The 12,829-nt window shown below is 43.5% G+C and carries 8 protein-coding genes and 1 tRNA gene; 2 read left to right on the forward strand and 7 right to left on the reverse strand.

What is annotated here, in order from left to right:
* Nucleotides 1-28 precede the first annotated feature (28 nt).
* A complete protein-coding gene (locus tag AC27EZ_RS02300; RefSeq protein WP_487133751.1) occupies nucleotides 29-2,800 on the forward strand; it encodes a choice-of-anchor B family protein in 2,772 nt (923 codons plus the stop codon).
* A 124-nt stretch (nucleotides 2,801-2,924) separates the two neighbouring features.
* Nucleotides 2,925-3,001 (forward strand) — tRNA-Ile (locus AC27EZ_RS02305).
* A gap of 218 nt (nucleotides 3,002-3,219) precedes the next feature.
* On the opposite strand, the gene AC27EZ_RS02310 is transcribed toward AC27EZ_RS02305, so the two are convergent.
* The 7 genes from AC27EZ_RS02310 to AC27EZ_RS02340 all read right to left on the reverse strand — a co-directional run bounded on the left by AC27EZ_RS02310 (nucleotide 3,220) and on the right by AC27EZ_RS02340 (nucleotide 12,664).
* Complete coding sequence (locus AC27EZ_RS02310) at nucleotides 3,220-3,762, reverse strand: hypothetical protein (protein WP_487133752.1); 543 nt, start codon at nucleotides 3,760-3,762, stop codon at nucleotides 3,220-3,222.
* 93 nt (nucleotides 3,763-3,855) lie between these two features.
* Complete coding sequence (locus AC27EZ_RS02315; protein WP_487133753.1) at nucleotides 3,856-4,698, reverse strand: hypothetical protein; 843 nt, start codon at nucleotides 4,696-4,698, stop codon at nucleotides 3,856-3,858.
* A gap of 76 nt (nucleotides 4,699-4,774) precedes the next feature.
* The gene (locus AC27EZ_RS02320; protein WP_487133754.1) at nucleotides 4,775-5,692 is read right to left on the reverse strand and encodes a COG2958 family protein; all 918 of its coding nucleotides are present in this window, start codon (nucleotides 5,690-5,692) and stop codon (nucleotides 4,775-4,777) included.
* The gene (locus tag AC27EZ_RS02325) at nucleotides 5,689-8,997 is read right to left on the reverse strand and encodes a type I restriction endonuclease subunit R (RefSeq protein WP_487133996.1); all 3,309 of its coding nucleotides are present in this window, start codon (nucleotides 8,995-8,997) and stop codon (nucleotides 5,689-5,691) included. The genes AC27EZ_RS02320 and AC27EZ_RS02325 overlap by 4 nt, the downstream gene beginning before the upstream one ends.
* A gap of 26 nt (nucleotides 8,998-9,023) precedes the next feature.
* Nucleotides 9,024-10,418, reverse strand: coding sequence for a restriction endonuclease subunit S (locus tag AC27EZ_RS02330; RefSeq protein WP_487133755.1), 1,395 nt, complete (start codon nucleotides 10,416-10,418; stop codon nucleotides 9,024-9,026).
* Complete coding sequence (locus tag AC27EZ_RS02335) at nucleotides 10,408-12,060, reverse strand: class I SAM-dependent DNA methyltransferase (protein WP_487133756.1); 1,653 nt, start codon at nucleotides 12,058-12,060, stop codon at nucleotides 10,408-10,410. Before AC27EZ_RS02335 ends, AC27EZ_RS02330 begins: the two co-directional genes overlap by 11 nt.
* A gap of 31 nt (nucleotides 12,061-12,091) precedes the next feature.
* The gene (locus tag AC27EZ_RS02340) at nucleotides 12,092-12,664 is read right to left on the reverse strand and encodes a DUF6933 domain-containing protein (RefSeq protein ID WP_487133757.1); all 573 of its coding nucleotides are present in this window, start codon (nucleotides 12,662-12,664) and stop codon (nucleotides 12,092-12,094) included.
* Between the last annotated feature and the right edge of the window lie 165 nt (nucleotides 12,665-12,829).

Below are 12,829 nucleotides of genomic sequence, written 5' to 3' on the forward strand. Positions count from 1 at the left end.
TTGAGCAACGGTTAACAAGGACGAAACGATGATACTCAAAAATTTCACCTTAATAGTGCTGCTTCTCACATTCTCGAGTCAAGATGTACTTGCTCACGCTGAACATGATAAGGCGCGATTTGTCGCCGAAGACGGTGAAGATATTGGACGCTGTGATAATCGCTTTCGCCCGTGCGCAACAATACGATTTGCCGCAATGCAAGCCAACAAAGGCGATAGCGTTCTTGTAGCAGCCGGTACGTACTCGTTCAAAAACTCAACCGATGCACAGGTATTAAATGATGCACTAATGCCTGTTATCGGTGGTTTTAGCCGTATCGATCATTTTCAAATACAAAACCCTAGTGTTTATAAAACTACGCTCGTCAACGTACCGGTTTATTTAACCTCTGACCTTTATGACAACGGCTTTGATGTGATTGTTGATGCAAAGGGTGCCAGTGATGAACACTTAGTTGAGCAAAAGCAACACAACACGTTATCTCAACGTATATCCGCAAATTTGCCATGCAACAATGGAATGGCCGGTGAGTACCCCTGTAATGGCGTATCTCTGCTTTCTCACGTTCCGGTTAGCGTGTTGTCTTCTCTTTCATCGGAAGCGAATGATATTTGGGGACATGTAGATTTAAATACTAATAAAGAATATGCCATTGTCGGCATGCAGAGAAGCGTAGCTGTCGTTGATGTATCAGACGCATCAAACCCTGTTGTTGTGGGCGAAATAACCGGGCAATCAACAGTATGGCGCGATATAAAAGTGTTTCAATACTTCGATGATACCGCAAAAAGATGGCGTGCTTACGCGTACTCTACCGCCGATAGTGTATCTGAAGGGTTTTCAGTTATTGATTTGAATAATTTGCCCAATGAAGTCTCTCTGGTGACTCGGATCACTGATGATAACTCAGCGCATAACATTTATATTTCAAACGTAGACTATGCGTTCAATACTTCACTAAACATGGCGACACCGCAAATACACATTACGGGTCAAAATACCAACGGTGGCGCATTTCGGTCTTACAGCTTAGCAACAGCCCAACGGCCTTCCGCTACTTACATACCCACTGGATTAACAAGAAGTGATTACACGCATGATGCATCATCAATGCTTGTAACCGATAGCCGTGCACAAACCGATTGTGTTAATGCGAACGCATCGGGCTGTACCGTTATACTCGATTTTAACGAAGGTACAATGCGCCTGTGGGATCATACCAATCCAAATAGCGTGACTGAACTGAGTAGTGCCGGTTACGTTAATAGTGCTTATACGCACAGCGGCTGGTATAGCGAAGATATGCAATACACGTTCGTTCATGACGAACTTGATGAACGCAATTCATCATTAAATACACGGGTTATGGTGTTTGATGTGTCATCGCTCACTACGCCGCAGCTTGTTTCTATTTGGGTAAGCGACAACCCCACGGTCGATCACAACGGTTATGTTCGTGGCGATCGCTACTACATGTCTAACTACGAACGCGGCCTTACTATTTTAGATGTTTCAGATCCGACAGCACCCTTTGAAGCCGGCTTCTTTGACACGTATCCGGCTTTCAATACGTCAAATTTCAACGGCGCATGGGGGGTATACCCTTTCTTGCCTAGCGGTAACATTTTAGTCAGTGATATCCAAGGTGGTTTGTACGTATTGAAAGACGAGACGTTGAGCAACAGACCACAGGTTGGTTTTGACGTTACTCAAATTGTTACCGAAGCGGATAGCGAGGTAACGCTTACGGTAAACAAGCAAGGCGATGCGGCGGCAGAAGTAAGTTATGAGGTTATCGCAGGCGCCACTGACGACAATGACGTTGCGCTGAGTAGTGGGAAACTAGTATGGGGGGCAAACGACACTGCATCTCAAACCATTTCACTGACCATTGGTGACAATGAGGCTGGCGAACCAACTGAAAAGTTTTTTGTCAGGCTTTTTAATGCAAATGGCGTGGGTATTACCCCAGGAAAAGGTTATGCGCTTATCGCTATAACCGGAGAAGCGCAATCCGGTTCAGCGGAATTAGGTGTGCAAACGCTAACGGCACTTGAGCCAGCAGGCTCGGTAAGTGTGAACGTATCTCGTCAAGGGGGTAATGATGGCACTTTAACTATCGACTATGCCTTAGTCTCGGATACTGCAATGGCTGGTGAAGACTTTATTGCACAGTCAGGCACTCTGACATGGCTAGACGAAGACACCACCCCCAAAACCATTACGGCTGAACTGATTAACGACACCGATGGCGAGACGCAAGAGTCCTTTACTATTGAGTTATCGGCAGAGAACTCCGACTTACTAGGGAACTTCACCAAGACAGTCATCAATATTAAAGATGACGAGTCTAATCAGGCCCCTATCGTTAACGCGGGTGAAGATACAACAGTAAACACACGAGCAACGCAGTCTTTGGTAGGAAGTGCATCCGATCCGGACGGAAATTTAGTTAGTATACTGTGGGAGCAAACCAGTGGTACTGAGGTTGAAATACGAAATTCAGGTGCGTTCACTGCTCGCTTTACCGCGCCTAATGAGGCGACAACGCTGATATTTTCGCTAAGTGCAACCGATGAATTTGGCGTTAGAAGTTCCGACACCGTGACAATAGAGGTACAAGCTGCACCGGAGGAAACCCCAGACCCAGCCCCTGTCGTATTACCTACCCCACCACAAAATAACGACTCATCTGGCGGCGGAAGCAATACGCTATGGACGCTGTTCAGTATGGTAGTTGCTATTGCATTACGAAGGCAGGCAAAAGCACAAAGAAAAGGCAGACAACCGCTCTGCTGAACAAAAATAAAGCAATCACACCATAAAGCCATCAGCGAGGCGTGACAAGGCAAAAAAAACTGCTTATACTTGCGCTCGCTTTTGGTTGTTACCACTAACAAACTCAAAAGCGTCTTCAAAGTGTGGCCCAATAGCTCAGTTGGTTAGAGCATCCGACTCATAATCGGCAGGTCCCCTGTTCAAGTCAGGGTTGGGCCACCATTCTCCCTGAGCTTTAAGCGATAGTCACCACTAACACTACCTTCCAAATTGAAGTTTTAGTTGGTTAATTAGTCGGGTGAGTATAAGCTCTTAGTACAAGTCTAGCATGGGGTAATCTAGTGCAAACTGAGGGAATCTTCTCAAACGCAAATATTATGTTTGCCAATCTACAGGCTTGGCAACTCAATGATGTGTAGGTGTTGATTCGAAAAGGCTCTCTATATTTTGAAAAGTTCAATGCCGTCTGGCTGGATGTAGTCCACCCAAAACTGAACTACTTTATTTAAGACTTCCTCATGCTCATCAATTGGCCACAAAAAATCGTATGATACTGCTGTACTCACACCTTTAATCAAACATAACTCTATATCAATATTTAACTGTGGTTTTTGAAGGTCCTGTGCCCATAGTAAATTCTTGTTTTTTCCTTTCCGTCCCTCCCTAACACAATGTTTATATGCATTAGCAATATCAGCCAATCTCTCAAGGTCAGGGTGCTGGTCCCACACCGCTCTTTTAAATTCTCTGATTGATTCGTGTCGGATTTCATTCTCATGTTCATAATATAGATAGTCTAAGATATTATTCATCGACTCGACGACGTTTAGAAAATAACGAAATTCCTTACACTTGTCTGGTGCTTTATTGCGCTCATTTTCGCAATTTAAGCCACAAAGTTCTTTGTAGTCATAAAAGTTTTCCAACACTATGTGTTGAATGTAGTTCTTATGGCTGCCTAGAGGTCCTTTAAACCAATCCAAAATTCACTTCCTTTGTTAAACTATAAACATAGTGCTGAGCTTCGCATCTCTTCTGCTCTTCTCGCTGTTAAAAATCTCTCTAGAACTCCCCTCTTAAAACGGAATTTCCATTAATTCAAGGTTAAAATCAAATTCATGGTCATAGTTTCCATCGTGTGTCTCTAACCTCAAGATACCTTTGCCGCTAACGATGTATTCATCTTTAATCTGGTCGCCGGCCCACGCTTGAGCCACTGTTCTAGACGCCTTCACTTTTACTTGAGACCAGCCATTTCTACCTATTTTAGGGGCTGGAGGAGCAAGAAAATAACGATATTTAAATGGCTCGATGTCTGCATCTGAGTGAGGGCATTCTTTTGAATCGTGATTTATTTTCCACTGCCTACCCGTGTAGATATAGATTGCTGATATTTCGGGGGAGACATGCTCTGTCTTGTTATGCAGGTCAAATGTAAAGGTTATAGTCACCTCGGCTGTATGCTCTGTGGTAATTAGGTCACCAGATGGCGGCCTTGTAATGACTGATATTTTGTTTTCCTTTCTCGCTCTCGCTTCTTCTTTTGCCCACTTGATGTTTTTTATCAATTCTTCTTTTAAGTATTTTATCGAGTTTCCGTAAACAATATGTCTTTTATGCTTTAAATCGAAAGGAATGTCGGAAGCGTCTTGGGTCAATAATATACAAATCTTTTCCTTAGCATGAGCATAGCCCAGTTCGTAAAATACATTAGCGTTTCTTCCAGAGAGGTCAGCAATAATAAAATCGGCTACGTCAATTTGACGGTATATCCTGTCAAGCATCCCCTCTCCGAAAAGCTGTTCATCAAGTCTTTCTGCTTTAACGTCGCACTTATTTGCAGCCTCCTTAATTCCAAGTTGGTAGGTGTCATCGTAATCAGAGCTGAACGGCATGATTACAAAAGTAAATGTCTTCAAATTTATCATTTCCCTATAGCTGTACTTAAATAACCTTCATCAAAACCCCGAACTATTAGTCCCCAGAGGTCCGCACTCACTTATTCCAAACACTCGGTATCAACTCACCTGTCTGGTGGTAGATTCCCACCTGCTTTATGTAGTACATAAAGTCAGGATTCTCTTCTACTATACGGTTGGCTGATACCCAATCGATGTCTGAATTCTCTCTTGCGGGTATTAGAATTTGGCTGTTGTAGAGATCGCCTACGTCGAGTAACAATACACCAATGCCATGTAACGAACACAGCATTTGAAGTTCAGCCTCAACGCCGTCTGCTATCCCTGTAGCTACCAAGTAGCCAAAATTTGCCCAACTTGAATTTGATACTGCTTGGAAAAAGCACTTTCTGACATTTGAACGGGTAAGCTCTTTCTTAACTTCAAAAGACCATAGCCTCACTGATTTGTCGTTGCCGAACCTCACACAGTTTTTAACAGCCTGAGACCAGCCTTTGTCTAACGGCTCCATTGCGACAATGTCAGGATGTAGCCAGTGATTGCCACCAGCGCCTTGGCTATTCTTTGATGTTTTTTCATCAATACGATGGCAGTACAGCCCCATATCTTTGTTTAAAAACTCGATTAATATGGGGTAGAGCTCATGTTCTCTCAGTCTAAGCTCGTCAGCCTCGTGTAATTCATCGTCTATTTCAGCCGTGCTTTCAAACTCTGGGCTATCATCCCAAAAGTACAACCTTGGCCTTGGCTTTTCTCTCGTTTTGATGTTTGTAAATTTTTCTTTGGCCTGTCGGGTTCTTCGGCCACCAACTTCAGAAGCCAACTGCGCGATAAGCTCCTCCTCATTGGCGTAATTGGGATTCTTCATCTTCTCAGCCATCTCAGCGGGATAGCGTTCTAAAAACAATTTTGCAAGTTCGCGAGCCGTTAACTTTTCGCCTTTGTGGTCACGCAAAGTCTCGATAATCATGTCTACGCGGGTTTTGTTGCTCATGCTGTAGCCCTATTCTTTTTAAAATTCTCAGCTTGCTCGAAGATTTCTTTGTATACTTCATCGCGGTCTACAGGTGGGTAGCCGTGTTTCGCGAGCAGGATGATTAAATCAACTTTGAGTTCCGCTTTGATATCGTTTCGCTGGCTCCAGTCTGTATATTTTGCCTTATCATCCACAACAGCTTTTACAGACTTGGCAAGTTCAACCAGTTTTTCATCTGGGTAGTTGAAGTCATACTTAGCCGCTAAGGCAAGCAGGATGTCGTAGAACGCTTTTTCCTCGAAGTTGATACCCATGTCTTCGAATGAATTCATTTCGTCTCTGAGGTCGTTATACATATTGATAATTTCGTCAGAAAAATCTTCGAGCACGTTACTTACGAGTACATCTTCGTCTTTACGCTCGTTATACCTTTCAACCAACGATTTAAACCGCTCAGAAAAATCAAACGCTTTCGCTTTGTTGACCTTTTTAAATTCACCTAAAGCGTTAGCCAGCATTTGTTGAAGAAGCTGTATTTTAGTGTTTGGTAGTTTTATCTTTTCTATTTTGGCAAGGTAATCGTCATCGAAGATGTCTACTCCATCTTGACCCTGCCCAAGCTTGAAGATTTCTTCAACGCCATCGGCTTTTAAAGCCTCGGTAATCATCTCTCTAACCTTGGCATTCATCTGCGCGGTGTCAGGCGCATTACCTTTAGTGAGCTTGTATACAATAGAGCGTACGGCAAGATAAAAATGTATACGGTCTCGTTCTGTCTGGTTAAGCTTTTCACTTCCACAGCAAACGTCATATGCAGCTTTTAATCTTTTAACCAACCCCATGAAGCGGTGTTCAAGCTTTTTGGTTTGTAGCACGAATTCTGCTGCGTTATTCAGGCAGTTTAACTGCGCTAAGGGTTTACCTGTGAAGTACTCAGTAGCATCGAATCCATGTGTAAGCTTCGCCAACAAGTCTAGATGGTCTTTTACCACTACCACCGACTGAGCGATATCTTCAAAGTTGGTTTCGTCGGTCTTGGCATATTGCGCCAGCGCTTTGTTCATCTGACTTTTAATACCGATATAGTCAACAACTAAGCCTTTGTCTTTGCCTTCATATTTGCGATTGACACGAGATATTGTTTGAATAAGATTGTGGCGTTGTATAGGCTTATCGATGTAGATTGTGTCTAGAAACGGCACATCAAAACCCGTCAACCACATGTCCACGACAATAGCGATTTTGAAGTTGGACTTTTTATTCTTGAATTGGCGATCTAGCTCTTTGCGATACTCTTTATTGCCAAGTGCATCCCATAATACTTTGGGGTCATCTTTGCCACGGGTCATCACCATCTTAACCCGTTCCATCGGCTTAATTTTTTTCTTCTCTTGTTCTGTAAGCGTTACGCCAGCCTCACACTCTAACACTTTAAACCACTCTGGTTTTATATCTTTGAGCGATTGATAGAATTGCCATGCAATCTCACGACTGCTGCATACAAACATTGCTTTGCCTTTAATGGTTGAGCCTTCTGACAATCGCTGTTCATAGTGCGCTAAAAAGTCTTTTGCCAAAGCCTCGATTCGGTCTGGGTCACCAAGAATCGATGTCATATTCGCAGAGGCTTTTTTACTTTCTTCGATTTGGTGTTCGTTGCTACCGTCCTCGGCGCATTGTCGGTAATAAGCTTCAATCTCTTCAAGCTTTGCATTATTCAATATGACTTTGGCGGCCCGACCTTCATACACGATGCGAACGGTGATTTCATCTTTCACTGACTCCGTCATGGTATAGCTGTCTACCACCTGCCCGAACACATCTAAAGTAGCGTCTACAGGCGTGCCTGTGAAGCCCACATAAGTGGCGTTAGGTAAAGAGTCATGCAGATACTTTGCAAACCCGAACGTGCGCCTTACGCCCGCATCAGACCCCTTGTCGACTATGCGAAGTTTTTGATCAAGATTAGTCTGGCTGCGGTGGGCTTCATCCGAAATGCAAATCACATTACTTCGTTCGGTTAGTAATTGAGTATCTTCGGTGAACTTGTGAATTGTAGTAAGAAATACACCGCCGCTATTACGGCCTTGAAGCTTAGCGCGCAAATCACAGCGGCTCTCTACCGACTCAACGGTCTGGTCGCCAATATACCCTTTTGCATTAGTGAACTGCTGCGATAACTGGTCATCCAAGTCGGTTCTGTCTGTAATGAGTACGATAGTAGGGCTTTCGAACTCCACACTCTTCATCAATAAACGCGTTAGAAACTGCATGGTGAAGCTTTTACCGCATCCTGTTGCCCCAAAGTACGTGCCACCTTTACCATCACCTACGGGCTTGCGATGCTCTTTGATGTTCTGGTACAACTTTCTAGCGGCATAATACTGCGGGTAGCGGCAGACTATTTTGACTTCATGCTTCGAGGTATCAGGAAAGAAAACAAAATTACGTATCACATCGCGAAGCCGTGCTTTATCAAACAACCCTTCCAACATGGTGTGCAATGAACTGATACCGTCTTTTTCAATCGACTCATTGCCTGTTACTTTACGCCACGTATAGTAGAAATCGTAAGGAGCGAATAAGCTCCCCATCCTGTTATTAACGCCATCGCTGATTACGCATAGCGCGTTGTAAATAAACAACTGAGAGATATCCCTTCGATATCGTGTAGTGAGCTGCACGTAAGCGTCGTGAATGCTTGCCTCTTCACCGCGAACCGCACTTTTAAATTCGAATACAATAATAGGTAAGCCGTTGATATACAAAATACCGTCAGGGATTCGCAGCTCGCCCTCCGCACCCTCTATTTCAAGTTGGTTAACGATTTTGTAGATATTGATATCATCATTCAGGGCAGAAGTAGTTTTGAAGTCTGAGCTTTGTTCAGCCACATTACGTATAGGGACGTCATCAATACGCCGAGTGTTCGGTTGGTCGTTAGATATTACAGGCAGCAGTGACTCAACCACGTTGTCGTAGTCAATAAGCTGGACGTATAAGTCTTTCTGAGAGGCTTTACCTGCTTCGCTACTGGCTTCACGTTTAAGTAAGAAGCCATCACTCAACCACTTACAAAAAGTTTTATTGCTTTCGTATAGGTCGCTAGCAGGCAGACGCTCAATCTGGCGTATTATGCTGTCGATTTCACCGTTGGTAATATTATCATCGACATACCGCTTGGCTAAAAACTCACGCAGGTCATCCTTGATAATAACGTTAGAAGGTGTACGCGCGATCTGATTACCGGGCACATAAGAATATCCGTGACCCTCTAGCAACTCGATAATTGCCGTTTCTAATTGCGCTTCGTTGAAATTCAGCATTTCTACACTCCTTGTATTTCAGCCTATTGGTTGATACTACTACTTCCAGAAGAATCGAGTTGTATTTCACCTGATATTAGTTTGGGTAATAACGTGTCTCTTATTTTTGTAAGTTGCGTATTTTGTTGAGTCAATGATGCTTTTTTAGCGTAGCTAGGCTTTAGATATTGTTCTACGAATAAGGTGACTAGTTCCGCCTCTTGAGGTAATACAGTCAAGACCTTCGACAATTCCTTATATGTTATCTGTGGGAATGTGCCTGAACGATGCTCTGCAATTCGTTGAAGTTCATTAACAGTCTCTTCTTGCGTTAACAAAAAGTAAGGCAATAGAGGCTCAAGTCCTTCTTTAGCTCTCAAAACCATCAGCTTAGTCGATACGACATATTCTTCTGCATCAAAGTTGACGAACGCATATCTTTTGTTCTGAGGCCGGATTTCACTGTATAGTATATCGCCTTTTTTTATTGCTTTTTTAGCTTGCCCCGGCAACCCGATTGTTGATGAATACTCATAATGTAGTATTTTTCCGGATTCGATATCGCCGGTGTTAAGGAAAATAACTTCATCAACTTCCTTTAGATTATAAGTCTTCGAAACCGTCTCAACCATTTCATGCATGCTTGTCACTTGCCAGCCTTCAGGCACCCACCCATCTATACCTACAGTGCGCTCACTTGTTCGCTCAAACTCGCTCGGGAATAAGTTTCGGATATGGTCGGGCAACGGCTGAAAGTCGGGTAATGCATGGGCTTTTTTGCGAACTTCCACTCGATGAGCCAACTCGTCGGGGATTGGACTGCCTGCCGCTAGCGCGTTATCCACCACAGGGTCGAAATCGACGAACCAGCTTTTAAATAGCGCCTGCGCCATTTTCTCTAAGGTTTGATTGACTTGTCGATTTAACTCAACCTTTTCGTTTAATTGAAAATGTAATTCACCAACGTATTTCTGAAATTCCATATCAGTTGGTATATCAAAATATAGATTTTGAAAATCCCCCTTCTTAAAATGTGGAATTAACGTACCCACGTGCATATTTTCAATCAACTTTTGGGTTTGAGGTGCTCGAAGTAAAGCAAAAAGGTATTTTGGCGTAATTTTATCCCTGTCCGCTCTTATTGCGACCATATCTTGGGCAATGCAATAAGGAACAGGGTCTTGAACCCAAGCCACTCGGCCCGGACTTCCTTTACATACAAAGACTAAGTCTTCATGCCGAGGATGACCGCGAAACCAGTTTTTGTACGTATCCTCTGAGACGTATCGTATTTTTTCGTAAACGGCGTGCAAAGCATCATTTTTAATGCAGTTAGTCGCTATTAATGGAAGCCCATCATCAGCCGTAGGGCAGGTTTTTCCTCTATTATCTATGATTGAGGAAAGTAGCTCTTTAAAAGAGTACCTTCTAGTTTCCATACCCTAACTCCTCCATTTTCTGAAGAATTGCTTCATCCAGTTCTCTAGCCTCCTCCACTTGGCGAAATAAGGATTGGCTCAATTCACGCATTTTGATTTCAAACGGAATTCCGTCATCTTCAATGGCTGCGGCGCCAACATATCGACCTGGCGTTAACACATAATCGTTGGCTTTGATTTCGTCTAAGGTTGCCGATTTACAAAAACCAGCAATATCTTCGTATGTATCAAGCTGCTTGTGTTCTTTTAGCAGCTCTTGTGTCGGGGCATCGTTTTGTTGTCCTGCGAGAGTCTGTTCAGTGAATTGTTTATCCTGTCGCCATGCATGGTAAGTATTGGCAATTTTTGCGATATCTTCGGTAGTTAGCTCCTTGTGCACACGGCTAATCATACTGCCCATTTCTCGGGCATCAATAAACAACGTTTCGCCTTGTCTGTTTCGGTAGCCTCGTTCTTTGACTTCGTGTTTATTTTTGCTGATAAACCACAAGCAGACTGGAATTTGAGTGGTAAAAAACAACTGACCGGGCAGCGCAATCATGCAGTCAACAAGGTCATTTTCGATGATTTTCTGACGAATAGCACCTTCAACGCTGGTGCTAGCACTCATTGAGCCATTCGCTAACACGAAGCCTGCCGTACCGTGTTCACTCAACTTAGAAATCATATGCATGATCCACGCATAGTTAGCGTTACCTGTCGGCGGTACATCAAAACCTGCCCATCTTGGGTCGTCGGTAAGCTCATTGTCGGCACGCCACTGCTTCTGATTAAACGGTGGGTTCGCCATAATGTAATCAGCTTTTAAGTCTGGGTGCTGGTCCTTGAAGAATGTGTCAGCGGCAATTTCACCGAGATTGGCAGAGATACCACGAACCGCGAGATTCATCTTCGCCAGTTTATAAGTGGTGTTGGTATATTCCTGACCGTAAATGGAGATGTCTTTACGATTGCCTTTGTGGCTGTCGATAAACTTTAACGACTGCACAAACATGCCACCCGAACCACAACATGGGTCATATATTTTGCCTTTATATGGCTCTAGCATGTCACTGATAAGTGTTACTACCGATTTGGGCGTGTAGAACTCGCCACCGCCTTTTCCTTCGTTAGCTGCAAACTTACCTAAGAAATACTCGTAAACACGGCCTACGAGGTCCTCTTCGCTCATATCGCATTCATTAGCAACGGTGTTAATGTTGTTAATGGTATCAATAAGGGCTGCGAGCTTACTTACGTCTAACGATAAGCGAGAAAAGTAGTTATCTGGCAATGCGCCTTTCAATGATGGATTCGTCTTCTCAACGGTATGCAATGCCGTATCGATTTTTACCGCAATGTCATCTTGTTTAGCCTGCTTTTGGATAGTCGACCAGCGTGCTTCTTCTGGTAAGTAGAACACATTATCTTTGGTGTAAAATTCAACCATATCGACGTAGTCGCCCATCCCTTCAGCTTGAAGCTTCTCTCGTTGCGCTTCGAACTTGTCGCTGATGAATTTAAGGAAGATAAGACTGAGCACAATATGTTTGTACTCTGCTGATTCAACGCTGCCACGCAGCTTGTTGGCTGCGTCCCATAACGTCTCTTCAAAGGCGATTTCTTTTTTGTTATTCGAGGACCTTTTAGTCACTTTGCTCATTTTCTGTGTCCGTATCTTAATTCTGTTTGCGTTAGTGCAAGCTTGTGCTTGCTGCTCTAACGGCGATTTTGGTTGATAATTTGAGGAGTAACTTTGCCATCTCTTTATCTGGCCGTATGTAATCTTTCTGCCCTTTTACTCCGCAAAGTCTTTGACTTAAATCCGCGCTGTATCGGTAAGCGCATATATCTGCAACCGATGCTCTGTTGTAATACAACCCGTAATCAATATCTTGAGCTACTTGGTTCATCGTACCTTGTACAGAACGATTGCAGATTGTATCGAACGTGAGTGGTTGGTAATTCGTCGCAGCGACATTAACGAGCTCAGGCGGCATATCATTTTTCAACAAGGTGTTGATAAACACATCGTTAAAATGCCAATCGAGGTTTGCGAAATCTTTCTTGGTTAGGCAGGGGATAAATAACGTAAAGCGCGTTGTATCATGCACCGCAATTATGCATTGCCTACGTTGAATTGTGACAATATTTGCATGCCAGTTTAACCAGTGCGCCTGCGTGCCGATAGCGGACGTTGCCAGCTCAGCTTCTTTTACACTCTCTGGTAGCTTGGCGTAAAGCTTTTTGGTGCAGTGGAGTATCATTTCACACCTTTAAAGAAAAACGCGCTCACAAGTATGTTGAAGGATAATTGGGAGTGACTCAATGAGGCTAAACTGTATTGCATTTGAAAAGACCGTCCTTGTCTATGCCATTTATGAGAGGATACGGCATCTTACGATTTTTTGCATTAATGTTGATATGAACCG

Source organism: Alteromonas sp. 4NH20-0056 (assembly GCF_057539655.1).